Raw genomic sequence first — 26,318 nt, forward strand, 5'->3', positions numbered from 1 at the left:
CCGACCGTCGCCGCCGGTGCGGTGGCCCTGCACGCCGACCGCACCCCCGCGGCCACCGACCTGCTCACCGCCCTCGCCGGCGGCGCCCCCGCCGCGGTGGTGCTCCCCGAGTACTCCGACCTGCAGGCCACGCCGACCGACGGCGGCTGGCGGGTCAGCGGCGTCACCACCGCCGTCCCCGGCGCCTGCTCGGCGCGAATCCTGTTGGTGCCGGCGCACACCGGCGATGCGGGGCTGATCTGGCTGGCCGTCGCCGCGGATGCGCCCGGCGTCGCCGCAGAACCGGTGGGCGGCACCGACATCACCACCGACGCCGGTGTGCTGCGCCTGGACGGGCACGACGCGTCCGCGGAGGCGGTGCTCACCGGCATCGACGACGACCGGGCGCGATGCGTCGTGATGGCGCTGACGGCCTGCGCGTCGGCAGGCATCGTCGGCTGGTGCGTCGGCGCGGTGACCGCACACCTGCGCACCCGCGAGCAGTTCGGCAGGCCGATCGGCTCCTTCCAGGCGCTGCAGCACCGGGCGGCGATGCTGCTGGTCAACGCCGAACTGGCGGCGGCCGCGGCGTGGGACGCGGTCCGTGCCGACGGCGATTCGCTGGAGCAGCACCGCATCGCCGCGGCGGGAGCAGCCGTGACGGCCGTCGCCACGGCGCCCGACCTGGTGCTCGACGCGCTGACCATGTTCGGCGCGATCGGCTTCACCTGGGAACACGACCTGCACCTCTACTGGCGGCGGGCCATCAGCCTGGCCGGCGCCGTCGGGCCGATGAGCAGGTGGACGCGGCGGATGGGCGAGCTGGCCACCACCGCCGTCCGCGACATGGCGGTGAATCTCGGTGCGGCCGAAGCGGAGTTGCGCTCCGAGGTCGCCGACACCCTGGACCGGGCGCTGACCCTGGGCAACGACGGCATCGGTAAACAGGGTGACTACGAGCACTTCATGACCGGACCGCAGCGCACCCTGCTCGCCGACGCCGGACTGGTCGCCCCGCACTGGCCCGCGCCCTGGGGACTGGACGCCACGCCGTTGCAGCAGTTGGTGATCGACGAGGAGTTCGCCCGGCGGCCGGATCTGGTGCGCCCGTCGCTGGGCATCGCCGAGTGGATCGTGCCGAGCCTGCTGCAGGCCGCCCCGCCCGAGGTGCAGCAGCGGCTGATCCCGCCGACGCAGCGCGGCGAGCTGGGCTGGTGCCAGCTGTTCAGTGAGCCCGGCGCCGGATCGGATCTGGCCTCACTGGTGACCAGGGCCACCCGGGTCGAGGGCGGATGGCGCATCAACGGCCACAAGATCTGGACGTCGTCGGCCGAGCGCGCGGACTTCGGCGCCCTGCTGGCCCGCACCGATCCCGACGCGGCCAAGCACCGCGGCATCGGCTACTTCGTGCTCGACATGCGCTCACCCGGCGTCGAGGTGCAGCCGATCAAACAGGCCAACGGTGAAGCACATTTCAACGAGGTGTTCCTGGCCGACGTGTTCGTCCCCGACGAGATGCTGCTGGGCGACCCGGCCGCAGGCTGGCAGCTGGCCATCAGCACGATGGCCACCGAACGGGTCGCGATCAGCGGCTACGTGAACAACGACCGCGCCAGCGCGTTGCGCGCCATGGCAGCCGGTCCCGACGGCGAGGACGTGCGGCGCGCACTCGGCGAGATCGACGCCTACACCAACGCGATCAGGGCGCTCGGCGTGCGCGAGACGCTGCGCCTGCTCGACGGCCAGGCCGCCGGGCCTGCGTCGAGCATCGCCAAGGTCGCCACCACCGTGCTGCTGCGCAAGGTGTCCCGGCACACGCTCGACGTGGCCGGGCCGCTGGCGGTGACCGAGCAGTCCGACCCGCCGGTCGTGGCGCCGTACCTGCACCTGCCCGCCGAGCTGATCGGCGGCGGCACACCCGAGATCCAGCTCAACATCATCGCGCAGATGATCCTGGGCCTGCCGCGGAAGTGACGACCGCGAACGTGATTGCAGCGGAGAGGAGTACGAATGGGACTACGCGGTGAGGCCGCCATCGTCGGCTATGTGGAGCTGCCGCCGGAACGGATGAGCAAGGCGTCCCCGGCGCCGTTCACACTCGAGCAGTGGGCGGAGCTCAGCGCCGACGCGCTGGCCGACGCCGGGCTGACCGGTGACGTGGTGGACGGCATCGTGACGTCGCACCTGGCCGAGTCGGAGATCTTCGTGCCGTCGACTATCGCCGAATACCTGGGCGTCGGAGCGAATTTCGCCGAACTGGTGGACCTCGGCGGCGCCAGTGCCGCCGGCATGGTGTGGCGGGCCGCGGCGGCCGTCGAGCTCGGTCTGTGCGACGTGGTGCTGTGTGTGCTGCCGGCCCGCTACATCACCCCGACGTCGGACCGCAAGCCCAAGGCGCTGTCCGACGCGGTGTTCTTCGGCTCGTCGAGCAACCAGTTCGGTTCTCCCCAGGCTGAATTCGAGATCCCCTACGGCAACCTCGGGCAGAACGGGCCGTACGGCCAGGTGGCGCAGCGCTACGGCGCGGTGTACGGCTACGACGAGCGCGCGATGGCCAAGATCGTCGTCGACCAGCGGGTCAACGCCAATCACACCGACGGCGTGATCTGGCGGGACAAGCCGTTGACGGTCGAGGACGTGCTCGCCAGCCCGGTGATCGCCGACCCGCTGCACATGCTCGAGATCGTCATGCCGTGCGTCGGGGGCGCGGCGGTGGTGGTGGCGAACACCGACATCGCCCGCCGTGCCCGCAATCGGCCGGTGTGGATCAAGGGGTTCGGCGAACACGTGCCCTTCAAGACCCCGACGTACGCGGCCGACCTGCTGCAGACGCCGATCGCCAAGGCCGCCGACACCGCGTTCTCGATGACCGGCCTGCGCCGCGAGGACATGGACATGGTGTCGATCTACGACTGCTACACCATCACCGTGCTGCTGTCGCTGGAGGACGCCGGCTTCTGCGAGAAGGGCAAGGGCATGGGTTTCGTCGCCGAGCACGACCTGACGTTCCGCGGCGACTTCCCGCTCAACACCGCGGGCGGTCAGCTCGGCTTCGGGCAGGCCGGCCTCGCCGGCGGCATGCACCACGTCTGCGACGCGACCCGCCAGATCATGGGACGCGCTGGCGCCGCACAGGTCGCCGACTGCCACCGCGCGTTCGTGTCCGGCAACGGCGGCATCCTCTCCGAACAGACCACGCTGATCCTGGAGGGCGACTGACATGAGCGAGATGACGTTCGAGCGGCCGATGCCGGTCAAGACGCCCACCACGGCGCCGTTCTGGGATGCGCTCGCCGAGCACCGCGTCCGCATCCAGTACTCGCCGTCGTCCGGCGCGTACGTGTTCTACCCGCGGGTGCGTGCGCCGCGGACGCTCGCCGACGACCTGGAGTGGCGGGAGATCTCCGGCATGGGAACGCTCTACTCGTTCACCGTGGCCCGGCGTCCCGTCGGCCCGCACTTCGCCGACACGGTGCCGCTGCTGCCTGCGATCGTCGAGTGGGACGAGGGTCCGCGGTTCTCCACCGAGATGGTCGACGTCGCGCCCGAGGACCTGCGCATCGGGATGCGGGTGCGGCCGGTCTACTTCGACTATCCCGGAGACCACCCCGACCACGCCGTCACGATGCTGCGCTACCGCCCCGCCTGACGGTGGCGCAGCTCACACAAAGGTTTGAACATCCCGCCTGGTGGAACCTGTCAGCTCGACAGCCAAAGCCAGGAGGGGACACATGTCCGAGAACGAAAAGGCCGATCAGGCCCGTAAAGGACTGGTCGACGCAGTCAAGGGCAAGGCGAAGGAGATCGCCGGCGCGGTGACGGGGAACGACTCCCTGACCGCCGAGGGGCAGCTCGAGCAGACCCAGGCGCAGGAGCGCCGGGAGGCCAACGCCCAGGAGGCTGTGGCCGATGCCAAGGCCACCGAGGCGCAGTCCGAGGCCGCCGAGGCCAGGGTGGCCGCCGCCGAGGAGCGCACCACCGTCGAGGCACAGGCCCAGACCGTCGAGAACGCGGCCCGCCAGCAGCAGCTGGCGGAGAAGCAGACCGCCGAGCAGGCCGCACAGGCCGAGGTGGCCCGGGCCGCGGCCAAGGCCCAGACCGACGCGCAGCGCGAGGTGGCGCAGGCCGAGGGCGAGGCACGCGCACAGGCGACCGCGGCGGCCGCCGAGGTCGTGGACGCCGACGCCGAACACCGGGCCGCACAGCAGGCCGCGGCCAGCGCCCACGCCGAGGCCGAGCGGATTCGCCAGCAGGCGCCCCCCGCGGACCAGTCCTGACCCGACACACATCCAGGAGAATCTTGTGAAGATCACCGAATTACCCGTGGCCGTGCTGCGGTTTCAGTACCAGCTTGCCCGTTTCCCGCTGCAGCTGATCGAACAGCGCGTGGTGTCCCGCCTCAACGAGGAGACGCCGGCCCGGCTGTTCTACGAGCGTTCGCTCGGCATCCTCGACGCCACCGTCGGCGGCGCCCTCAACGATCCGGACCTCGTGCAGCGCGGTGCGGCATCGGTCGAACGCAGTGACGCGCTGAGCCGGGCAGCCCGGCTCGACACGGCTGCCGAGGCGAAGAAGGCAAAGGCCGACGCCGAGTTCGAGGCCAAGCGGGACCAGGCCGCGCAGCAGCGCAAGGCCGCGCAGGAGACCAAGGCCGAGGAGGTCCGCGAGGCCCGCGAGACCGCCCAGGAGCGCACCCGCAACGCCGCCGAGACCGCGCGCAAGCGCACCGATTCGGTCAAGGACCGGGCCGACGACGTCGCCGAGAAGCGGGTCAAGACCGCCGAGGCGGCCAAGCGTCAGCAGAAGGACGAGATCTCCGCGGCCGAGCGGAAGGCCACCGAGCAGGCCGCGGCCAAGCGCGAGGACGCTCAGGACAAGCGGGCCGCCGCGGCGCAGCAGAAGGCGGAGGCCGACCGCATCGAGGAGCTGGCCGAGGTCGCGAAAGACAAGCGCAAGGCCGACTAGCGCAGCGCCGGCGCGGGCGGCCGACGCGATCGCCTGCCGGCTGGGCGAGATCGGTCAGGTGCCGCAGAACGTCCGGTAGCTGCCGAAGTCGCCGGGCGCCGGTTCGGCGTAGCGGTCGAGGCCGGGACGCTCGTCGTAGGGCCGGGCCAGCACCTCGAGCAGCTGCTGCACCGGGGCGAGGTCGCCTGCCGTCGCCGCCACCAGCGCCTCCTCCACCAGGTGGTTGCGCGGGATGTAGACGGGGTTGGCGCGGTCCATCACCGCCGGGTCGGGACCCGCGGCCCGCCACGCCGCCGCCCACGCGTCGAAGCCGGTCAGGTCGGCGAACAGCGCCCGCGCCGGTTCGGCGTCGCCACGCGCCGCCGCGCCGAGGTGGAGGAAGAAGGACGTGAAGTCGACCTGGCTGGCGTGCAGCAGGGCCAGCAGGTCGGTCACCAGCGGCGCCGCAGCGTCGGCCGTCAGGCCGATCTTGGCCGCCATCCCCGCCGACCAGGCCGCCTGATAGCGCTGGGTGAACCCGCCGAGCGCCTCCGTCGCGATCGCGACGGCGCGTTCCTGGTCGTCGGCGAACAGGGGGAGCAGCGCCTCGGCGAAGCGGGCCAGGTTCCACTGCGCGACGACGGGCTGGTTGCCGTAGGCGTAGCGGCCCCAGCTGTCGATCGAGCTGAACACCGTCTCCGGGTCGTAGGCGTCCATGAACGCGCACGGGCCGTAGTCGATGGTCTCGCCGGAGATCGTCATGTTGTCGGTGTTCATCACACCGTGCACGAAGCCCACGAGCATCCACTGCGCGATCAGCCGGGCCTGCACGTCGACCACCGACTCGAACAGCGCGAGGTAGGGGTGTTCGGCCCCGGTCGCCGCGGGGTGGTGGCGGGCGATGGCGTGGTCGGCGAGGCGGCGCAGCACCTCGGTGTCGCCCGACGCGGCTGCGTACTGGAAGCTGCCCACCCGCAGGTGGCTGCTCGCCACCCGGGTGAGCACGGCGCCGGGCAGCAGCGTCTCGCGCTGCACCTGCCTGCCGGTGGCCACGACCGCCAGCGACCGGGTGCTCGGTATCCCCATGGCATGCATGGCCTCGCTGATCACGTATTCGCGCAGCATCGGGCCTACTGCGGCCAGCCCGTCGCCGCCGCGGGCGAACGGCGTGCGGCCCGACCCCTTCAGCGCCAGGTCGCGCACCCGCCCGCCGGCGTCCTCCCGCTCACCGAGCAGCAGGGCCCGGCCGTCGCCCAGTCGCGGCACGTACCCGCCGAACTGGTGCCCGGCGTAGCCCTGGGCCACCGGCACCGCCTCGTCGGGCACCCGGTTGCCGGTCAGCAGGCCGACGCCGTCGGCACTGCGCAGCCACCCGGGGTCGAGTCCGAGGTCGGCGGCCAGCGCCTCGTTCAGCAGCAGCAGCCGCGGCTCCGGCGCCGGTTCGGCACGCCAGCGGACGGCCAGTTCGGGGAGTTCGTCGGCGAACCGGTGCTGCAGTCCGATGGTGGTGGCGGGTTCAACACTCACCCTCTCCAGGGTACGGAGCGCAGCGGTCTGTGATAGTTCAGCGATGCCCCATCTGCGCTTCTACGCGGTGGACGACGACCACCGGGCCGTCCTGGACGCGGTGTTCGGGCAGGGCGACTTCGCGGTGTACGACATGCACGCCGAACCCGGCAGGCCGATCGGCCGCTACCGGGCGGCCGACGAGGTGCCGATGGCGCAGCACGGGACGCACCTGATGCTGCACGTCGTGAGCGCCGGCGGCGAACCGATCCTCGGCGGGAAGGTGATCGGCGGCTGGGGACTGGTGCAGCTGAGCTTCGGCGCCTTCTTCCGGCAGCGCGAGCTGCGCTGGAGCTTCACCAACCACAACACCGTCAAGACGGCGATGAAGTGGGTGGCGACCTACCCGGACTCGGGGAGTCCGCACGACTGGGACTTCGACGAGGTCAACCGCGCCTCCGCCCGCTTGAACCGGAAGATCCGCAAGCTCGGGGTGGACGCGATCGGCCCGCACCCGGTGCTGCCCGCGGCGGCGGCGCTGATCGACCGACACGGCCTGACGCACGTGTACGGCACCGGCGTGCACGCCCGCCCCGCCGGGCAGGAGTAGCCGACCGTTCGCGCGCTGCTACCAGGTGTCGACGAACCGCCGCCGCGGCGCGGGGATCGCATGCGCGGTGGCCGTGGCGAGGGTCGCCGCGATGAGCGCGCGCGTGTCGGCCGGATCGATCACGTCGTCGATCTCGAACATCGCCGCGGCGTTGAGCGCCCGGGCGTTCTCCTGGGCGGCCGCCGTCGCCTCCCGCACCCGCTGTTCGCGCTCCGCCTCGTCGGCGATCGCCTCCAGCTCCTTGCGCATGCCGAGCCGGACCGCGCCCTCGAGGCCCATCGGGCCGAGGTGGGCGCCTGGCCAGGCCACCGTCAGCACCGGCTCGTGCAGTCCGCCGCCGGTCATCGCCTGCGCGCCGAGCCCGTATCCGCGGCGCAGGATCACCGCGATCAGCGGCACCCGCAGTGCGGCGCCCGCCACCAGCAGCCGCGAACCCCGCCGCACCAGCCCCTCGGCCTCCGCGGCGGGCCCGACCATGTAGCCCGGGCAGTCGACCAGCGACACCACCGGCAGGCCGAAGGCGTCGCACAGCTGCAGGAACCGCGCGGCCTTCTCGGCCCCGGCGGCGGTGATGGCGCCTGCCATGAAGCGGGTGTCGTTGGCGATGACGCCCACGGCGCGGCCCTCGACACGGACCAGCGCCGTCACCATCTCGCGGGCGAAGCGCCGCCGCAGGAACGTCACCGACCCCTCGTCGGCCAGGGTCTCGATGATCGGGGCGACGTCGTAGGCGCGCCTCTCGCGCTCGGGGATGGCCGTGCGCAGCGGCGTCTGGTCGGCGGCGGCGCCGGGCGGTGTCGAGCCCTGGAAGTAGCCGAGCAGCGTCCTGGTCACCCGGACGGCATCCGCCTCGTCGGGCACCACCACGTCGACGACCCCGTTGGGTTCCTGCACCGAGATCGGCCCGACCTCGTCGGGATGCACGTCGCCGAGGCCGCCGCCGGCGATCATGGCCGGCCCGCCCATCCCGATCGAGGTGTCGGCGGTGGCGACCACCAGGTCGGAGCAGCCGGCGAGCACCGCGTTGCCCGCGAAGCACCTGCCCTTCACCACCGCGATGCGCGGCACCAGGCCCGACAGGCCGGCCCACAGCCTGAACGCCCGGACCTCGAGCGAGGACACCGTCGCGTGGTCGGTGTCGCCGGGCCTGCCGCCGCCGCCCTCGGCGAAGAACACCGTGGGCAGCCTCAGGCGCTCGATCAGGTCGAACAGCCGGTCCTTCTTCAGGTGGCCGTACACCCCCTGGGTGCCGGCCAGCACGGTGTAGTCGTAGGACAGCACCGCGCACGGGCTGCGGTCGCCGAACAGCTCGCCGTTGACCCGGGCGGTGCCTGCGACCAGCCCGTCGGCGGGGGTGCGGGCGATCAGGTCGTCGACGTCGCGGCGGCTGCGCTGCGCCGCGATCGCGAAGCGGCCGTACTCGACGAAGGACCCCTCGTCGACGAGGTCGGCGATGTTCTCCCTGGCGGTGCGGCCACCGGCGGCGTGCCTGCGGGCCACCGCATCGGGGCGGGCGGCGTCCTCGGTGAGGGCGCGGCGACGCAGCAGTTCGGCGTGTTCGTCACGCATGGGGACCCCTCCGCGTCGGTGTCTGTGGAACGGCGGCCGGGCGGGCGGCTACGCACCCGTCCAGGAAACACCGGTATCGTTGGCCAATCCCGGCGGGGTCGACGTAACCACCGTCGGCCGATCCGCCTGTCGTCAGATGCCGGAGCTTTCACACATGAGCCTCAACACCGTCGCGCTCGAACTCGTCCCGCCGAACGTGGAGTCCGGCCGGGAGAAGGCGGCCGAAGACGCACAGAAGGTGCTGCGGTTCTCCGGCGAGTACGGGCTCGACGACCGGCTGTCACACGTGCTGATCCCGGGCATGATCGCCGAGGACGACGACCGCCCGATCGAGATGAAGCCGAAGCTCGACGTGCTGGACTTCTGGCACATGCTGCAGCCGGAGCTGCCCGGCGTGAAGGGCATCTGCACCCAGGTCACGTCGTTCCTCGACAAGGCCGCGCTCGATCAGCGGCTGACCGTGCTCGGCGACGCCGGATTCGAGGGCATCGTGTTCGTCGGCGTGCCGAGGACCATGAGCGACGGCGAGGGGTCGGGCGTCGCGCCGACCGACGCGCTGTCGATCTACGACGCGACGGTGCCGAACCGCGGGGTCATCTGCATCCCCACCCGCGACGGCGAGCGGGGCCGCATGACGTTCAAGTGCGAGCAGGGTGCGACGTTCGCGCTGACCCAGCTGCTGTTCTCGGACACGATCGTGCCGTTCCTGCGCGAGCTCGCCGACACCACCGACCACCGGCCCGAGATCCTGCTGTCCTTCGGATTCGTGCCCGCGGTCGAGACCCGGGTCGGGCTGATCAACTGGCTGATCCAGGACGCCGGGAACGCGAAGGTCGCCGCCGAGCAGGACTTCGTGCGCGAACTCGCGGCCAGCGACCCCGACCGCAGGCGGGTCATGATGGTCGACCTGTACAAACGCGTCGTCGACGGCGTCGCCGAGCTGGGCTTCCCGCTGAGCATCCACTTCGAGCCCATCTACGGGGTGTCGGGCGCGGCCTTCCGCACCTTCGCGGAGATGCTCGACTACTGGTCGCCCTCGGGAGCCTGACTCTCGGCCGTGCCCGGCGCATCGGGTGGCGGCGTCGAATACGCGGGCGCCACCGGCGGCACCTCATGGTCGGCGAGATCGCCGGCTCCGTCGTCCTGCTGGGGCGTGGGTTCCGGTGCGGTCATGCCTGTCGGCTACCCGCGCGGCGGGGCGCGAAACGCTTGATCGCGGAACCGGAATCGATATTGACGTTTCCGTAGACCCGTCCGCCGGGTAACCCCTCGGTGGACAAGGAGGTCACCATGCCTGACTGGGGATGGATAGTGATAGCGGCGGTCATCGTCATTGCAGTGATCGCATTCATCGTCGCCCGACCGGCGATGCGACGCAGGAGGTCGGAGCGGCTCAAGGGCACCTTCGGCCCCGAGTACGAACGGACGGTCGCCGAGGTGGGCGACCAGAAGGCGGCCGAGGCGGAACTCGCCAAGCGCGAGCAGAAGCGCAAGAAGCTCGACATCGTCCCCCTCAGTCATGAGGCGGGCGAAAGGTACACGCTGCGTTGGCGTTCCGTGCAGACGGCGTTCGTCGACGACCCGGCGGGCACGCTCGCCGAGGCGGATCGGCTCGTCATCGAGGTGATGAACGAACGCGGTTACCCGGTCGACGACTTCGACCAGCGCGCCTCCGACATCTCCGTCGACCACCCGCAGGTGGTCGAGAACTACCGCGCTGCGCACGACATCCATCTGGCGCAGCAGAGCCGGCAGCTAAGCACCGAGGAGCAGCGACAGGCGTTCGTGCACTACCGCGCCCTGTTCGAGCGGCTCCTCGACGTCGCGCAGCACCAGCCGCACGACACGGGCAACAACTCCCAGGAGGCACGGGCATGACCACACACGAAGACCGCACACAGTTCACCGATCCGCAGTACCGGGATCCGCAGGCCACCGAGCCGCAGGCCACCGAGCCGCAGTTCCGGGACCCACAGAATCCCGATTCGCAGTACCCGGACACGCAGAACCCCGGGGCGCAGTACTCCGCGACGCAGCAGTCGGATCAGCAGTACTCCGACCCGCAGCAGTCGGATCAGCAGTACTCAAACCCGCAGCACGCAGGCTTGCAGCAGAACGACTCGCCGTTCGACGACGCGCCGCGCGGCGCCGGAGCGCCGGTGCAGTCGGAGGCGGTGACGTCCGCCGGTCACCCGGGGATGGCGCAGCCGTCGTCCGAACATGACCGGCCGCAGGCGGATTCGACCGACACGGACTCGGAGCTGTCCCTGTTCGGCGAGACCGAGATGTCGGGGTTCCGTGCCCGCTGGAACGACGTGCAGGCCGGCTTCGTCGATGATCCGAAGCAGTGTGTCCAGACCGCCGACGCGCTGGTGTCGGAGGTCGTCGACCAGCTCACCGCCGGCTTCTCCGAGGCACGCACGCGGATGGAGGCGCAGTGGGCCAAGGGCGAGGACGCCTCGACCGAGGATCTGCGCGTGGCGCTCAAGCGCTACCGCGAGTTCTTCCAGCGGCTGCTCTCCGTCTAGACCCGAGCGATCGACAGGCCGGTCCCGCGGGGCCGGCCTGTTCTTCGTGCGCCTTTACCGGACCTTGACCGACCGTTGAAGTGCCTGTACGACGATCATCCGGTGACTAGTGTTCATACGGTGGAGCTGGGGGTTCTGGGTCCTCTGCACGTCCGGCAGTACGGTCTGCCGGTCGCCGTTCCTGGTGCCAAACCGCGCGCCGTCCTCAGCATGCTCGGACTGCACGGTGCCGCCGTCGTCCCGGCGGGCACGCTCGTCGAACTGCTCTGGGGCGACGATCCGCCGCGCACCGCCGCCAAGGCTCTGCAGACCCACATCTCCGCCCTGCGACGCACGCTCGGCGACGGGTTCGTCGTCACCGAGGGAACCGGCTGGAGGGTGAGCGCCACAGAGATCGACGCGACCCGCTACGTCACCGCCATCAAGTTGGGCCGCGACGCGATGTCCGCCGGTGAGACGAGTGAGGCGGTCACCCGCTTCGACGAGGCGTTGACGCTGTGGCGCGGTACCCCCGAGCTGCCCGAGGGGCGACGCGGAACGTCCGAGAAGACGCGCTGGATCGAGGGTCACGCGGCCCTGGTCGAGGATCGGGCCGAAGCGCTGCTCTCCATGGGGCGGGCGGCGGAGATCATCGGGGAACTCGAGGCGGCGATCGCCGACGCGCCGTTGCGCGAGCGGCGTTGGGGTCACCTGATGCTCGCGCTCTATCGCGCCGGGCGGCAGGGTGAAGCGCTGGGGGCTTACCAGCGGGCCAGGTCACTGCTGGCCGACGAGCTGGGCGTCGACCCGGGACCGGATCTGCGCCGACTCGAGTCCGCGATCGTTGCGCAGGACGTAGGGCTGGAACTGCCTGCGTCGCAACGGCATTCGGTGGTGACGCGTGCGGTGACATTCCTGCTCACCGACATCGAGGGGTCGACGGCGGCCTGGGAGAAGGACGCCAGGGCCATGGCGGTGGCGCTGGCCCGCCATGACGAGATGGTGGAGCAGGTCGTCACGTTCCGCGGCGGACGGCTGATCAAGACCCGGGGCGAGGGCGATGCGACGTTCTCGGTGTTCGACCGGCCGTCCGCGGCGGCCGCCGCCGCGATCGAGCTGCAGGAGGCCGTGCGTCACGAGGCGTGGGCGCTCGCCGAGCCGATGCGCATCCGCGTGGTCCTGCACACCGGCGAGGTCGAGTTCCGCGACGGCGACTATTTCGGCCGGGCCGTCAACCGCGCCGCCCGGTTGCGGTCCCTGGCCTCCGGCGGCCAGATCCTGTGTTCGGGAGCCACCGCCGAACTGGTCGTGGACACCCTCGCCGACGACGTCGTGCTGACCGACCTCGGGTCGCGTCAGCTCAAGAACCTCGCGCGTGCCGAGCGGGTTTTCGAACTGCGCCTCCGGACCACCGACGACGACACCGGCGATCGCGCTGCCGAATCACCGATCGAGCGGCCGGCGCTGCCCGCTGTGCTCTCGGGGCCCGGACCGTTCGTCGGCCGCGGCAGCGAGCTCGAACGCATGGCCACGTGGCAGGCGGCGCTCGACTCCGGGACGCGTGCGGTGTTGATCGCCGGCGAGCCCGGTGTGGGGAAGACGCGGCTCGCCGGAGAATGGTCCAGTCGGGCCCATGAACAGGGCGCCGTGGTCCTCTACGGCCGCTGCGACGAGGACCTCGGGGCGCCCTACCAACCCTTCGCCGAAGCGCTGCGGTCGCTGGTGCCGTGCCTCGGCCCCGATCGGCTGCGCCGCCTGCGTGGCGTCGAGTCGCTGCTGCCGCTGGTTCCCGGACTGGTCGACGCTCTGCCCGACCTCGCGGTGCCGACCCGCGCCGATGCGGACACCGAACGCTACGCACTGTTCGACGCCGTCGTCGGACTCCTGGCAGCGGTGTCGACGGACGCGCCCGTCGTGCTGGTGCTCGACGACCTGCACTGGGCCGCCAAACCCACGCTGCTGCTGTTGCGGCATGTGCTGCGCTTCGGAGAACACGGTCGCGTGCACATCGTCGGGACGTACCGCAGCACCGACCTCGACCGGTCGCACCCGCTGGCGGCGATGCTCGCCGATCTCCACCGCGACGGTTCCGCCGACCGGCTCACCCTCGGCGGGCTCGACGAGGACGACGTGACGGCGTACGTCGCGGAAGCCGGTTACGACGATGACGAGCTGGCCCGCGCGCTGGCGGCGGTCACCGGTGGCAATCCCTTCTTCCTGATCGAGGCGTTGCGCCATGTCGACGAGAGCGGCGGCCGTTGGGATCCGAGCACCCTGCCGCAAGGTGTACGGGAAGCGGTGAGCCGCAGGCTCTCGCGGCTGCCGGCACAGGCGAACAAGGCGCTGGCGGCGGCCGCGGTGGTCGGCAGCCGCTTCGCGATCGACCTGGTCGAGCGAGTGCTCGGGGACGACCTGGTCGACGCGTTCGACGAGGCCGCCAAGGCCGGCCTGGTGATCGAGGAGCCCGGCGGGCACTACCGGTTCAACCACGCCCTGGTGCGGCAGTCGCTGCTGGCCGAGCTGGCATCGGTCCGCAGGATGCGGTTGCACCAGAAGATCGCGGTGACGCTGGAGAACGAGCCGGGGGCCGACGACGAGCTGCTGGCCGATCTCGCCCACCACTACTTCGAATGTGCGTGGGCCGGCAACGCGGGCAAGGCCGTCGATTACTGCCGGCGTGCCGCGGACCAGGCGATGGCGCGCTTGGCCTATGAGGGCGCGGCCGACCTCTACGGCAGGGCGCTGCATGCCCTCGAGGAGCTCGACGACCCGCTGCCCGATCACAGCGAGCAAGAGGCCGAACTGCTCATCGCCCGGTGTGAGGCCCTGCTGGCCGCCGGTGAGGTGGTCTCGGCGGCGGACGCGGTTGCACACCTGCTGGACCGCGCAGGCGAATCCGGCCGTCTCGCGGCATGGGGGACGTGCTTCGACGGCCAGCTCTCGATGCTGACGAACCCCGAGCGTCTCGAGGACATCGAATCCGAATTATCATCGGCCGCAGCCAAGTTGGCCGGGCTGGCGGATGCCGCGGGCGAGGCCATGGCGCACACCGTGCGGGCCGGATGTCTTGGCCGCCTCGGGCGGGTCGGCGCCTGCGAGGCCGCGTTGGATCAGGCGCTGACCGCGGCGAGGCGCGCCCGTGAGCACCGCCGGGTGAACGCCGTGCTGGCGGGCGCACCGCTCGCGGCGCTGTGGGGTCCGAATCCGGTGCCGCGGGCCGGCGGCCGCTGCCTGGATGTGGTGCGGCTGCTCCGCATCACCACGGGTTCGCCGGTCGTGGAGGCCACGTCGATCCGGTGCCAGGGGGTGCTGGACGCGTTCCGGGGCCGCACGTCCGCGGGCCGCCACCTGATCGAGTCCGCGAGACGCTCACTCACCGAACTCGGTATGCGTCACGCGTTGCTCGAGGTCGACCAGTTCGCGGGCATCGTCGAGTTGGTGGCCGGCGACCCCGCCTCGGCTGAGGTTTGTCTGCGGCGGGCCTACCAAGGATTTCGGCGCATGGGCCTGGAGGCGGACACCGCAGAGACGGCGGCGCTGTTGGCGAAGGCATGCCTCGCGCTCGACCGCGAGGCCGAAGCCGACGAATTGTGCTCAGAGAGCGAGCGTCTCGCTGGCCACGCGCTGAAGGCGTCGATCTCCTGGCGGACGGTACGTGCGCAGCTGTGCTCGCGCGGTGGTGACCATGATGCCGCGCGGCGGATCGCCGAGGAGGCGGTGGCGATCGCCGAGCGCACCGACGCCCTGGTCGATCACGGCGACGCGTGTCTCGCACTGGCGACGGTGCTCGCCGCCGCAGGTGATGCCGTGCAGGCGCGAGCCGCCGCTGAGCGCGCCGCCGGCCTGTACGAGCTCAAAGGCGCTGCGGCATTGGTGGAGAACGCGCGCGAACTCGTCGGCGTGGACCACCGTCCCTCCCCGGCGACTCCCACAGAAGTGAGCGTGGAACCCGAGAATGCGTGCGTGCAGGTGCTGCGCCGGGTGGAGGATGCGATCGAACGCCGATCGTGGAGCGAGGTCGAAGAGGAGCACGCGCCCGTCGGCTCGATCGAGAGCCGTCGCCGGATAGTCGGCTTCGAGCGGATCGATCTCAGAGCCGGCGAGATGACGAACGGCGCGCGGAATTTCGTCGGTGACATGACGCGCGGCCGACGCGTCGTCATCGCCGTTCGAGGCGACCGCCTGGCCCTCACCCGAGTGGAAGTCGGCACTGCCGACGTCACGCCGGGTGCCCCACAGGACGAGATGCTGCAGCTCCTCGGCCTCGACCACGAGGGTCGCATCGCGCTGCAGGTGTGGTTCGACGTCGAAGACATGGACGCTGCGTTCGCCGAAATGGATGTGCAGCACGCGCGGTCCGCGGCACCGCGCCGGCGGCCGCAGCCAGGAAACGCGGCAAGCCGGCTCTGGATGCGCTTCACCGCCCACTTCTCGGCCGCCGACTGGGTAGCGATGGCTGATCTGCTGCAGCCCAACATGATCGACGACGACCGCCGGCACACCGTGAACGGCGGAATCCGATCAGGCAGTGCCGGCCACATAGCCAACGGCCAAGCGCTGGCGGCCACCGGCGCCGACCGGATGACGTCGGACGTCATCGCGATCCGCGGAGAGTTCCTCGCGCTGTGTCGTTCGTCGTTCTCCGGACGGGATCAGCAACCGGGGGCGCCGCGCATCGAGTTCCTCAGTGTCGTCGAGGTCGACGTCGACGGACGTTTGGCGGCGCACGTCGGTTTCGACCTCGACGACATCGACGCCGCCTTCGCCGAACTCGACGCCCGCTATCTAGCCGGCGAGGCGGCGTCGCACTCGGGGGTGTGGTCGGTCACCGTGGACGCGTACTCGGCGTTCAACCGGCGGGAGCTGGCCGGTATCACGTCGGACTGGGTCAGCATCGACCACCGCCGCGGTGCCGCGTTCGAGCCAGGTGAGATGTCGGCGTACCTGGCTGCGGCGTGGGACGACTCGCCGGGGACGAGGATTCGGATCGAAGCGGTGCACCGACTGAGCCACTCGGGGGTGGTGGTGACCCACTCGGCGACTGGGACGTCGCGCGATGGCTTCGACGCCGAATGGCGAGACGTCGTCCTGATGACGATGGACGGAGGGCTGATCGACCGCAGTGAACTGTTCAACGAGAGCGACCTCGATGCCGCGTTGGCGCGCTTCGACACACTGACCCGCCCGGCGGCGCACCTGGAGAATGCGGCGAGCCGGGCGTATCAGCGCCTGCAGGCGCACTTCAGTACACGGGACTGGAGCGCGATCGGCACAATGCTCGCCGATGGCATCACCAACGATGATCGCCGACACACCACCAACGCCGGCTTACAGCAGGGACGCGACGCGATCATTGCCGAGATCTCGAGCATCGCCGACGTCGGGATCGACAGGTGGACTTCCGAGGTCGTTGCGACCCGCGGCGAGCACCTGGTTCTCAATTGGGCCCGGGCATCGATCGACGAGAGCTCCGACGCGTTCCGGTTCGACGTCCTGGACATCGTCCAGACGGATATCGACGACCGGATCATTTCCCGGATCGTCTTCGACGAAGATGACATCGACGCCGCTTTCGAGGAGCTCGACGCGCGATATCTCGTCGGCGAGGCAGCGCCACAGGGGAACTCGTGGTCGGTGGTCACAGCGGCCATCGCGGCACTCAGAAGGCGTGAGGTCCTCGATCTGACGCCCCAGTGCGTCAATCTCGATCATCGTCGTGGCATAGGCTTCGTGCCGGGCGGTGTGACCGCCTACATGGACGCGACGTTGAACGACTCCTCCGATTTCAGCATCTACCTCGAGGAGGTGCATCGGCTCACCAGTTCTGGAGCGGTCGTGACGTTCACATCATCGGCATCCTCGCGCGAAGGCTTTGACGCCGAGTGGAGGATGATCCAACTGGTGACGGTCGACGGTGACCTCATCGGCCGCCTTGAAGTGTTCGACGAGTCGGATCTCGACGTCGCGCTCGCCCGTTTCGACAAGCTCAGCCGACCGGCAGTGCAACTGGAGAACGCCGCGACCCGCGTCCGTGCGCAAGTGACCGATGCCTACAACCGGCGAGATGTCGACGCCTTCGCCGCGCTCGCGCGAGGGCGCTATGAGGACTGCCGAAGCGGATTGCGCGATGCGGGTGCAGCCAACCGAGGGTATGCGCTCGCGGTGTTGTCTGTGACATCCGCTAGCTGGCAGATGACGATCGAGCCGGTCGCCATCCGTGGGGAGCGCTTGTCGCTAACCCGCGAAATGACTTGCGACATAGATGATCCCGACGTGCCGGTCATCTTCGAGATGTTGACACTCACAGAAGTCTCCACCGACGGCACCGTCTCGTACACAGCATTCTTCGACCCTGACGACATCGACGCCGCCTACGAGAAACTCGACGCGCGTTATCTCGCCGGCGAAGCCGCATCCCACGCGAACACGTGGTCTGCGATCGTGAAGGCCAACGCGGCGTTCAACTCCCGTGAGATGCCTCCGACGACCCCGGACTGGATCAATGTCGACCACCGTCGGGGCGGGATGGCCTTCGCGCCCGGCGACCAGTCGGCGTACATCCGCGCCACGTGGGACGTCGCGCCCCACGTCACCAACCGCGTCGTGGTCGTACACCGGTTGAGCGGCCGTGGAGCGGCTTTCACGCAGCTCGTCTCGGCAACGTCTCACGACGGATTCAACGGGGAGTGGCGGGACGCCGTCATCCTGACCGTCGACGGCGACATGCTCGACCGCTGTGAGGCGTTCGACGAGGCGGACCTGGACACCGCGCTGGCCCGGTTCGACGAGCTGAACGCCTCAGCAGCGGGTGGTCGCCAGAACGCCGCGACGCGCGTCCGAACTCGGGTGGCCGACGCATTCAACAGCCGCGACAGGGCCACCTTTCTCGGCCTGGCCGCCCCGGACGGACGTTACGAGGACCGGAGAAAGGGATTGAGGGACGAGGCGACCAGCGAAGGACTGGCCAAGGTTGCGCACACGCTCTTCGACGTCGTGCCCGTCGATTGGCTGTTGGAGGTGACGCCTCTCAGTATCAGGGGATCTCGCCTCGCGCTGACTCATGACACCTACCGAACGACTGACGAGGAGTCGACGATCACCGCCGAGCACCTGACCCTCACCGAGATCGGCGACGACGGACTGGTGCGACTGACCATACTGTTCGATGTCGACGAAATCGACCTCGCCACTATAGAACTCGATGCTCTTCACTCAGCCGGGGAGGCTGCTTCCTCCCCGGGCGCAGTGTAATCCACCAAGGCGCGCCGGGGCCCGACTCAGGCGGCTGCCGGTGGTGGTTGGGGTTGGAACGGTGGATACCACCACCAGTCGGCCCGTTCGCCGGTGGGCCCGGGGCAGGGTGGTACATCGGGTGGGGGTGTCGTCGGCGGGCGGGCCAGTGACGCCGAACTGAGCTGCCGCCCATCGTAATCGGTGACGATGAGGTGCTGTGCGGGTCCGGTGATGGTGATGCCGCCTCGGTGATGCATCCGGTGGTGGTACGGACACACCAACACCAGGTTGTCGAGCTCGGTGAGGCCGCCGTCATCCCAGTGCCGGATGTGGTGGGCGTGCAGACCGCGGGTGGCCCCGCATCCGGGGACCACGCAGCAGCGGTCCCGGTGCTCCAACGCCCGCCGTAGCCGCCGGCTGATCTGGCGGGTGTCGCGTCCGGACCCGATGGGCTGCCCGTGGCGTTCCAACCACACCTCGAAGGTGGCGTCGCACAGCAGGAAGCGGCGGTCGGCGTCGGTCAGCAGCGGCCCCAGATGCAACGACGCCACCTGTTCCTTGACGTCCACGTGGGCGATCACGGTGGTGCGCTGCCCATGCGGGCGTCGCGCCACCTCGGCGTCCCAGCCGGCCTCGACCACACTCATGAACGCATCGACCGTCGTGGGCATCGGCGGCACCTGACCGTCGGCATCGGCATCCGCGTCGCCATGGTCGTGTTTCCAGTCGGCGACCATCCCGTCGAGATGCGACGCCACCGCAGCGTCGAGCTTCGCCGCCTCCAAATGCGGCAGAAAGATCCGATAGGTAGTGCCCTTCTCATCGCAGGTCTTGCTGTACGACGGTGCGGGTTCCGGTTTGGGGTCGGGTTGCGGTTGAGGTTGCGGTTGCGGTGGGGGTTCGAGCTTGATCGCGGTGCGCAACTGGTTCACCGTCGCGGCGGTGACCAACTGGGCGTAGTGCCCATCAGAGCCCGGCCCGGCCTTCTCGGCGATCACCCCGACCTGATCGAGTGACACCCGACCCTCGCGCAAGAGTTGGGTGCAGCGCGGCAATTCCTCCCATCGGCGATCACCCCGACCTGATCGAGTGACACCCGACCCTCGCGCAAGAGTTGGGTGCAGCGCGGCAATTCCTCCCACCGCTGCGCGACGGCGGTGACTATTTCAGCGTTGCGCGGTGACGAGCCGGTCTTCCACGCCACCATCGCCGCCACCGACCGCGCGCCCGTCATCCCCCACAACCCGTCGCGGTCGATCTCGGCGACGATCTCCACCAGTCGCCCGTCGATCGCATTGCGCTGACCGCACAACTCCCCGATCTCATCGAACAACACATCGAGACGATCCTTCGGCCGCACCGAAGGAGCGAAACCCGTTGCGCTCGAAGACATGACCCCATCATCGCAGAGGGGTCCGACACGTCAGCCCCCGTCGGTCGTCGCGAACGCCACCGCGGGCATGACACCTCAGCTAGACCCGAACATTGCCTTATTGTGACGTTAGATTGCTCTTATTTTCCTTAGAAAGTCGTGTACGGTGGGATCCCAGGCGCACGCAGCACTGCGACGGAAGGAACCCGACATGCATCAGGCACCTGCACGGATCGTCCTGGTCACCGGCGGCTCGAGGGGCGTTGGCGCGGCAGTTGCACAACGGCTCGCCGGTCCCGACACCCATGTCGTGGTGAATTACCGCGAGAAGGCCGAGCGGGCGGAATCGATCGCCGAGGCCATCCGCAGTGCAGGCGGCCACGCCTCGACGCTGCGAGCCGATATCTCCGATGAGATCGAGTGCGCGGCGATGATCGACACCATCGCGGCCCGATTCGGGCGGCTCGACACCCTGATCCTCAACGCGTCAGCCCGGCTCGAACTCGGTGTCGACCTCGGCTACGCGAAGCGCGTCAACCGCGATGCCCAGCGTCGTCTTGCGCTCAGGGCGGTGCCGCTGATGCCTGCGGGGGGACGCATCATTTTCGTCACCAGCCACGCAGCCCACTTCTTTCCCCATCGGGCCGTTCCGAAGGGGCAAACGGCGATCGCCGCGAGCAAGTGGGCGGGCGAGACGGCGCTCTACGCGATGCGGTCGGAATTCCGCCGCGCCGGTGTGCATTTCACCGTTGTTTCCGGCAGTGAGGTCGACACGAACTTCGCCGGGGCGATCGTCAACGCCGCCGACGCCGCGAATCCGTCCGGCATCGTGTACGTCGGCGGCGCCGACTCCATGATGATCGCCTAGTCACTCAGTCCAGCGACGAGAGGTTCAGTCCCGCGCGTAACGCTCGGCGAATCGCCGGAGGATCTCCGGCGGGTACGTCACGTTCCACTGCAGCGCAGCGACTTTGAGTTCCTGCGCCGATTCCGGCGCGAAGTACCCGTAGTCCTTGTAGACGTCAATACGCGTCCGGACGCCGTCGATGTCGAGTTCGGGGTGGAACTGCGTGGCGTACACATTGGTCTTCACCCGGAACGCCTGCACCGGACTGTCGGGCGACGACGCGAGGCAGACGACATCGGGCGGCAGCTCCGAGGCTGCCTCCTTGTGGCCGCCATAGGCGTCGAAACTGTCTGGCGCGTCGCAGAACAACGCGTCGTCACGGCCGGCGGCCGACACCGAGACCGACATCCCGCCGACGGGCTCGGGGTGGGTACGGTCGATGGTCGCACCGATCACCGTGCCGAGAGTGCCCACGCCGTAACAGCAGCCGAGAAAAGGGAAGTCGGCATCGACGATGCGCTCGATCAGCGGGAGCAACTCGCCTTCTACGCGTCGCTGCGTGGCCGACTTCGTCGCCGGGTCGTCGCTGACGTTGTACGGCCCGCCGCCGATGATGATGCCCGACCAGTCCGCGAGGTCGATCTCCCCCAACGACTCGTGCGTCAACCGGATGCGGTGCATGCCTTCGCGGTCCACACCGGCGAAGCGCATCATCGCCAGGTACTCGTCGTCGGCGGCGGCGTCCTCACCGCGGATCGACAGCAGCAGGAAGGGCCGTGGATGCACGACACCCCGCGAGCTCGGTGAGCCCGCGGGGTGCCGCATGTTGCCGGTGACGATGTTGCGCGTCAGGCCAGTTCGAACCGGTCGTTGTTCATGACCTTGACCCACGCCGCGACGAAGTCCTCGACGAACTTGCCCTTGTTGTCGTCCTGGGCGTAGACCTCGGCGATCGCCCGCAGCACCGAGTGCGAACCGAACACCAGGTCGTTGACGGTCGCCGTCCACTTGGTCTCGCCGGAAGCCCGGTCGACGCCCTCGTAGACGTTCTCGCCGATCGCCGACGACTTCCACTCCGTGCCCATGTCGAGCAGGTTCACGAAGAAGTCGTTGGTCAGCACGCCCGGCTTGTCGGTGAACACGCCGTGCTTGGTGCCGCCGTGGTTGGCGTTCAGCGCCCGCAGGCCGCCGATGAGCACGGTCAGCTCCGGTGCGGTGACGTCCAGGAAGTAGGCGCGCTCGAGCAGCAGCTCCTCCAGCTGCGCCTTCTCACCCGGCCGGACGTAGTTGCGGAACCCGTCGCCGCGCGGTTCGAGCACCGCGAACGACTCCACATCGGTCTGCTCCTGCGACGCGTCGGTGCGGCCCGGCGCGAAGTGCACGTCGATCTCGTATCCGGCGTCCTTGGCGGCCTTCTCGACCGCAGCGGACCCGGCCAGCACGATCAGGTCGGCCAGCGAGACCTGCCTGCCGCCTGCGCTGTTGAACTCCTGCTGGATCCGCTCCAGCGCCGGCAGCACCTTGTCCAGCTCGGAGGGCTCGTTGACCTCCCAGTTGCGCTGCGGCTCGAGCCGCAGCCGGGCGCCGTTGGCACCGCCGCGCTTGTCGGTGCTGCGGAAGCTGGCCGCCGACGACCACGCCGTCTTCACCAGCTGCGGCACCGACAGGCCGGAGTCCAGCACCGCGCTCTTCAGCGTGGCGATGTCCGCGTCGTCGATCAGCTCACCCTCGACCGCCGGCACCGGGTCCTGCCACAGCTGCGGCTCGGCCACCCACGGGCCGAGGTAGCGGCTGATCGGGCCGAGGTCGCGGTGCAGCAGCTTGTACCAGGCCTTGGCGAACGCCTCGTTCAGCTCCTCGGGATGGTCGAGCCACCGCCGGGTGATCTCGCCGTAGATGGGGTCGACGCGCATCGAGACGTCGGTGACCAGCATCGTGGGCTTGCGCGGCGGGCCGCCGAACGGATCGGGGATGATCGCCTCGGCGTCCTTGGCCTCGAACTGCCAAGCGCCGCCGGGGCTCTTGGTCAGCTCCCACTCGTTGCCGTAGAGGATCTCCAGGTAGCGGTTGCTCCACTGCGTCGGCTTGTCCGTCCACACCACCTCGAGACCACTGGTGATGGTGTCGCCGGCGTTGCCGCTGCCGAAGGGGCACTTCCAGCCCAGGCCCTGCTGCTCGATCGGCGCGCCCTCGGGCTCCGGGCCCACGTCGTCGGCGCTCGCGCCGTGCGTCTTGCCCAGCGTGTGGCCACCGACGATCAGCGCGGCGGTCTCCTCGTCGTTCATCGCCATCCGGCCGAACGTCTCGCGGATGTCGATAGCGGCGGCCAGCGGATCCGGCTTGCCTTCCGGGCCTTCGGGATTGACGTAGATCAGGCCCATCGTGGTGGCGCCGTAGCGCTCCTCGAGCTGACGTGCGGTGGCGTCGGCGCCGGCATAGCGCTTGTCGGTGCCGAGCCACTCCTCCTCCTCGCCGAAGATGACCTCTTCGGGCTCCCAGAAGTCGGGCCGGCCGAATCCGAAGCCGAACGTCTCGAAGCCTGCCGACTCGAGGGCGGCGTTGCCGGCGAACACCAGCAGGTCGGCCCAGGAGATCTTGTTGCCGTACTTCTTCTTGACCGGCCACAGCAGGCGGCGGGCCTTGTCGAGGTTGGCGTTGTCGGGCCAGCTGTTCAGCGGCGCGAAGCGCTGCATGCCCTGGCCGCCACCGCCGCGTCCGTCATAGGTGCGGTAGGTGCCCGCGGCGTGCCAACTCATCCGGATGAAGAGGCCGGCGTAGCTGCCGTAGTCGGCCGGCCACCAGTCCTGCGAGGTGTTGATCACCGAGATGACGTCGGCCTTGAGGGCCTCGACGTCGAGCTGCGCGAACTCCTTGGAGTAGTCGAAGTCATCGCCCAGCGGGTTGCCCTTGTTGGAGTGGGCATGAAGCACCGAGACGTCGATCTGCTCGGGCCACCAATCCTGGTTCTTCCGCGGAGCGCCGCCCTTCACCTCGGGCGACTTGATCGCCGGGTTCTCGCTCTCGCTGCCCTTGCTCTGGGTCGGCGCCTCGGGGTATGGCGGTTTGGCGTCAGAAGTATCGGATGACACTGTGTTTCCCTTCGTGTTGCGTGAACATCATGTGGGTGATGGGGCTGATCACGGGTGTGATCGGGAGTGTGCTCGAGCGGTGGAACAGTCGGGACAGAATCCCCAGTAGATGACCTCGGCCTCGTCGATGACGAAACCCTGGTCATCCGAAGCTGTGAGGCAGGGCGCTTCGCCGACGGCGCAGTCGACGTCGGCGATGGCGCCACAGCCGCGGCACACCACGTGATGGTGGTTGTCGCCGACGCGCGACTCGTAGCGCGCCACCGACCCGGCGGGCTGGATGCGCCGCACCAGGCCGACGGCGGTCAGCGCGCTCAGCGAGTCGTAGACCGCCTGGTGCGACACCTCGGGCAGGTCGTGGCGGACGGCGCGGATGATCGAGTCGGTGTCGGCGTGCGGGAGTGCGTGCACCGCGCCCAGCACGGCCAGCCGGGGCCGCGTCACGCGCAGCGCGGCAGCGCGCAGCATGTCCGGGAATTCGGAGGCGGCGGGCACGGTGACGAGTCTTGTCGCTTTTCTGGAATCAGTCAAGAGTCGGTCCGGCTGGATTCACTGCGGGCGAATCCGGGCATTACGCAACTGTGACCGCGCGACGGTTACCGTGGGGTGTCGGCGCCGCCCTCCTATTGTGATGGTGGCCAGGGGAAACGACGACGGATGACGAGCCAGTGACGCAGCGATACGACATCGTGATAGCCGGAGGTGGGCCGGCGGGGTCGGCCGCGGCATGGCAGGCGGCCCAGACGGGCGCCCGGGTGGTGGTGCTCGACAAGGCCGAGTTCCCGCGGGACAAACCGTGCGGCGACGGGCTGACGCCACGCGCCGTCAGCTACATCCAGAAGATGGGGCTGGCCGACGCCGTCGACAAGTTCCACCGCGTCAACGGCGCGAGGATCTTCAGCCCGAGCGCGTGGGAGCTCGGCTTCCCCCGCAGGCCCGGGATGCCCGACCACGGTTACGTCGCCCGGCGTACCGAGATCGACGGCCTGCTGCTGGAGAAGGCGGCCTCGACGGGTGCCGAGGTGCGTCAGGGCGCCGAGGTGGCCGCGCCGGTCGTCGAGGACGGCAGGGTCACCGGCGTGGTGCTCAAGGGTGGCGAACAGATCGCGGCCGACGCGGTGATCGCCGCCGACGGCGCGTATTCGCCGACCCGGCGGGCGCTGAACCTGACGTCGCCGTACACGAACTACTCCGCGATCGCGATCCGCGCCGAGATGCCGCTCGAGGGCCCGGACGGCGACACCCTCGACATCCATCTGAAGCTGACCTTCGACGGCGATCAGCTGCCCGGCTACGGGTGGGTGTTCCCGCTCGGCGGGGGCCGGGCCAACATCGGCCTGGGCTACGCCACCAGCTACCGGCGCTGGCACGAGATCAACGCCACCGACCTCCTGGGCTCCTTCATGGCGACGCTGCCCGCCGAGTGGCGGCTGCCGCCGGTCGAGGAGCTCAAACGGTCGAAGGCGCTGCAGGCCTGGCGGTTGCCGATGGGATTCTCCGCGTGGCCGCCGTGGCGGCCCGGCATCCTGTTCGCCGGCGACGCACTCGGTGCGGCCCGGCCGGTCTCGGGTGCAGGCATCTCCAAGGCCCTGCAGTCGGGGATGGCCGCCGGGGAGTGCGCGATCGCCGCGCTGACCAACGGCGGGCCGGACGACTTCACCAACTACACCCAGCGGATCCGGGCGGCGTGGGGCCGGGAGTACCGGCGCGGCCGGTTCTTCCACCGCGTGGTCGGCAAGCCGGCGATCGCCGGCGCCGGGGTCAAGGTGCTCGACAAGGTGGCCCATCCGCGGCTGCGATCGAATCTGCTGTTCTGGGAGGACTGGGGCACGCCCGCCGGGCGCTGACCGCTACCGCATCGCGCCGGGGATCGCGGCGACGAGCCCGCCGTCGACCACCAGGTCAGCGCCGTTGACGTAGGACGCCTCCGCCGAGGCGAGGAATGCCACCGCCGACGCCACGTCCTGCGGTGTGCCGAATCGTCCGGCGGCGATCGCCGCGAGCACCGCGGGCTGGGCGTCGGGCGACACGTTGTCGTGGAACATCGGCGTCTCGATGTAGCCCGGGCTCACCGAGTTGACCCGGATCCGGCGCGGCGCCAGTTCCGCGGCCAGGGTGTGGGCGAGGTTGTGCACGGCGGCCTTGGTGGCCGAATACACCGCGGCCCCGGCCATTCCGCGGTGCAGGCTCCACGAGGCGTTGATCACGATCGCCGCGCCGTCGGCCAGCAGCGGCAGGGTCCGCGCGACGGTGAAGAACACGCCCTTGAAGTTGGTGTCGGCGATGCGGTCGAACTCCGCGGCGGTGACGGTGTCCGTGGCGGCGAACGTCGCCGTCCCGGCGTTGGCGAACACCACGTCGAGCCGGCCGAACCGCTCGCCGACCACCGCGCGCACGGCGTCGAGCGCCGCCGGATCGGCGACGTCGGCCACCAGGGGCAGCACCCTGGCGCCACCGACGAGCCCCTCGGCCGCCGTCTCGAGGCGGGTGGCGTCGCGGCCGGTGATGACCACGGTGGCGCCCTCGGAGAGCAGCAGGCGGGCGGTAGCCAGGCCCATGCCGCTGGTGCCGCCGGTGATCAGCGCGACCTTGTCGTCGAAGCGGGAATCAGTCATGGCTTCAGCGTCGCGGGCATCCGGCCGCCGCGGCAGTGCGTGGTTGT

Annotated in this window: 19 protein-coding genes and 1 pseudogene; 12 read left to right on the forward strand and 8 right to left on the reverse strand. The window is 69.9% G+C overall.

The features are described from left to right. The 5 genes from H7I41_RS00675 to H7I41_RS00695 all read left to right on the forward strand — a co-directional run. Window positions 1-1,953, forward strand: a 1,953-nt coding sequence (locus tag H7I41_RS00675; protein ID WP_264010622.1) for an acyl-CoA dehydrogenase family protein, incomplete at its 5' end; no start/stop codon positions are given. A gap of 36 nt (window positions 1,954-1,989) precedes the next feature. Next, window positions 1,990-3,198: a thiolase family protein gene (locus H7I41_RS00680; RefSeq protein WP_264010624.1), complete on the forward strand. Its 1,209-nt coding sequence runs from the start codon at window positions 1,990-1,992 to the stop codon at window positions 3,196-3,198. A 1-nt stretch (window position 3,199) separates the two neighbouring features. Beyond that, a complete protein-coding gene (locus H7I41_RS00685) occupies window positions 3,200-3,628 on the forward strand; it encodes a Zn-ribbon domain-containing OB-fold protein (RefSeq protein WP_372503623.1) in 429 nt (142 codons plus the stop codon). Window positions 3,629-3,710: 82 nt separating this feature from the next. Then, window positions 3,711-4,256, forward strand: coding sequence for a CsbD family protein (locus tag H7I41_RS00690; RefSeq protein ID WP_264010625.1), 546 nt, complete (start codon window positions 3,711-3,713; stop codon window positions 4,254-4,256). A gap of 25 nt (window positions 4,257-4,281) precedes the next feature. Then, window positions 4,282-4,944 carry an IF2 family translation initiation factor gene (locus H7I41_RS00695; RefSeq protein WP_264010626.1) on the forward strand — a complete coding sequence of 221 codons (663 nt, stop codon included), beginning with the start codon at window positions 4,282-4,284 and terminating at the stop codon, window positions 4,942-4,944. 54 nt (window positions 4,945-4,998) lie between these two features. Here the strand turns inward: H7I41_RS00695 and H7I41_RS00700 are convergent, their stop codons facing one another. Further along, entirely contained in the window at window positions 4,999-6,450 is a 1,452-nt protein-coding gene (locus tag H7I41_RS00700; RefSeq protein ID WP_264010627.1) for a protein adenylyltransferase SelO, read from the reverse strand. Between the two features lie 43 nt (window positions 6,451-6,493). Between H7I41_RS00700 and H7I41_RS00705 the strand changes: the two genes are divergently transcribed. Next, window positions 6,494-7,039, forward strand: coding sequence for a hypothetical protein (locus tag H7I41_RS00705; protein ID WP_264010628.1), 546 nt, complete (start codon window positions 6,494-6,496; stop codon window positions 7,037-7,039). 18 nt (window positions 7,040-7,057) lie between these two features. On the opposite strand, the gene H7I41_RS00710 is transcribed toward H7I41_RS00705, so the two are convergent. Continuing rightward, entirely contained in the window at window positions 7,058-8,608 is a 1,551-nt protein-coding gene (locus H7I41_RS00710; RefSeq protein ID WP_264010629.1) for an acyl-CoA carboxylase subunit beta, read from the reverse strand. A gap of 154 nt (window positions 8,609-8,762) precedes the next feature. Between H7I41_RS00710 and H7I41_RS00715 the strand changes: the two genes are divergently transcribed. Continuing rightward, complete coding sequence (locus H7I41_RS00715; protein ID WP_264010630.1) at window positions 8,763-9,656, forward strand: mycobacterial-type methylenetetrahydrofolate reductase; 894 nt, start codon at window positions 8,763-8,765, stop codon at window positions 9,654-9,656. Here H7I41_RS00715 and H7I41_RS00720 read toward each other — a convergent pair. Then, window positions 9,632-9,781: a hypothetical protein gene (locus H7I41_RS00720; RefSeq protein ID WP_264010631.1), complete on the reverse strand. Its 150-nt coding sequence runs from the start codon at window positions 9,779-9,781 to the stop codon at window positions 9,632-9,634. The genes H7I41_RS00715 and H7I41_RS00720 overlap by 25 nt on opposite strands. Window positions 9,782-9,898: 117 nt before the next feature. On the opposite strand from H7I41_RS00720, the gene H7I41_RS00725 reads away from it, so the two are divergent. The 3 genes from H7I41_RS00725 to H7I41_RS00735 all read left to right on the forward strand — a co-directional run bounded on the left by H7I41_RS00725 (window position 9,899) and on the right by H7I41_RS00735 (window position 18,366). Then, window positions 9,899-10,486 carry a hypothetical protein gene (locus H7I41_RS00725; protein ID WP_264010632.1) on the forward strand — a complete coding sequence of 196 codons (588 nt, stop codon included), beginning with the start codon at window positions 9,899-9,901 and terminating at the stop codon, window positions 10,484-10,486. A 227-nt stretch (window positions 10,487-10,713) separates the two neighbouring features. Further along, a complete protein-coding gene (locus H7I41_RS30380) occupies window positions 10,714-11,136 on the forward strand; it encodes a hypothetical protein (protein WP_372503627.1) in 423 nt (140 codons plus the stop codon). Between the two features lie 120 nt (window positions 11,137-11,256). Further along, window positions 11,257-18,366: an ATP-binding protein gene (locus H7I41_RS00735; protein ID WP_443735548.1), complete on the forward strand. Its 7,110-nt coding sequence runs from the start codon at window positions 11,257-11,259 to the stop codon at window positions 18,364-18,366. Between the two features lie 26 nt (window positions 18,367-18,392). Here the strand turns inward: H7I41_RS00735 and H7I41_RS00740 are convergent. Beyond that, window positions 18,393-19,741, reverse strand: a pseudogene (locus H7I41_RS00740) (HNH endonuclease signature motif containing protein). A 190-nt stretch (window positions 19,742-19,931) separates the two neighbouring features. Between H7I41_RS00740 and H7I41_RS00745 the strand changes: the two are divergent. After that, window positions 19,932-20,588 carry an SDR family oxidoreductase gene (locus H7I41_RS00745; RefSeq protein WP_264010633.1) on the forward strand — a complete coding sequence of 219 codons (657 nt, stop codon included), beginning with the start codon at window positions 19,932-19,934 and terminating at the stop codon, window positions 20,586-20,588. 24 nt (window positions 20,589-20,612) lie between these two features. Here H7I41_RS00745 and H7I41_RS00750 read toward each other — a convergent pair whose 3' ends face one another. From H7I41_RS00750 to H7I41_RS00760, 3 genes are read right to left on the reverse strand one after another with little or no spacing between them, the layout of a single operon-like run. Next, the gene (locus tag H7I41_RS00750; RefSeq protein WP_264010634.1) at window positions 20,613-21,392 is read right to left on the reverse strand and encodes a glutamine amidotransferase; all 780 of its coding nucleotides are present in this window, start codon (window positions 21,390-21,392) and stop codon (window positions 20,613-20,615) included. A gap of 23 nt (window positions 21,393-21,415) precedes the next feature. Next, window positions 21,416-23,656, reverse strand: coding sequence for a catalase/peroxidase HPI (katG, locus tag H7I41_RS00755; RefSeq protein ID WP_264010635.1), 2,241 nt, complete (start codon window positions 23,654-23,656; stop codon window positions 21,416-21,418). A gap of 48 nt (window positions 23,657-23,704) precedes the next feature. Next, a complete protein-coding gene (locus H7I41_RS00760; protein WP_276008130.1) occupies window positions 23,705-24,124 on the reverse strand; it encodes a Fur family transcriptional regulator in 420 nt (139 codons plus the stop codon). A 200-nt stretch (window positions 24,125-24,324) separates the two neighbouring features. On the opposite strand from H7I41_RS00760, the gene H7I41_RS00765 reads away from it, so the two are divergent. Next, the gene (locus tag H7I41_RS00765; protein WP_264010637.1) at window positions 24,325-25,503 is read left to right on the forward strand and encodes an NAD(P)/FAD-dependent oxidoreductase; all 1,179 of its coding nucleotides are present in this window, start codon (window positions 24,325-24,327) and stop codon (window positions 25,501-25,503) included. Between the two features lie 3 nt (window positions 25,504-25,506). Here H7I41_RS00765 and H7I41_RS00770 read toward each other — a convergent pair whose 3' ends face one another. Beyond that, window positions 25,507-26,271 carry a glucose 1-dehydrogenase gene (locus H7I41_RS00770; RefSeq protein WP_264010638.1) on the reverse strand — a complete coding sequence of 255 codons (765 nt, stop codon included), beginning with the start codon at window positions 26,269-26,271 and terminating at the stop codon, window positions 25,507-25,509. Window positions 26,272-26,318 lie beyond the last annotated feature (47 nt).

The organism is [Mycobacterium] manitobense (genome assembly GCF_025821665.1).
Taxonomy (GTDB): Bacteria; Actinomycetota; Actinomycetes; order Mycobacteriales; family Mycobacteriaceae; genus Mycobacterium; species Mycobacterium arseniciresistens.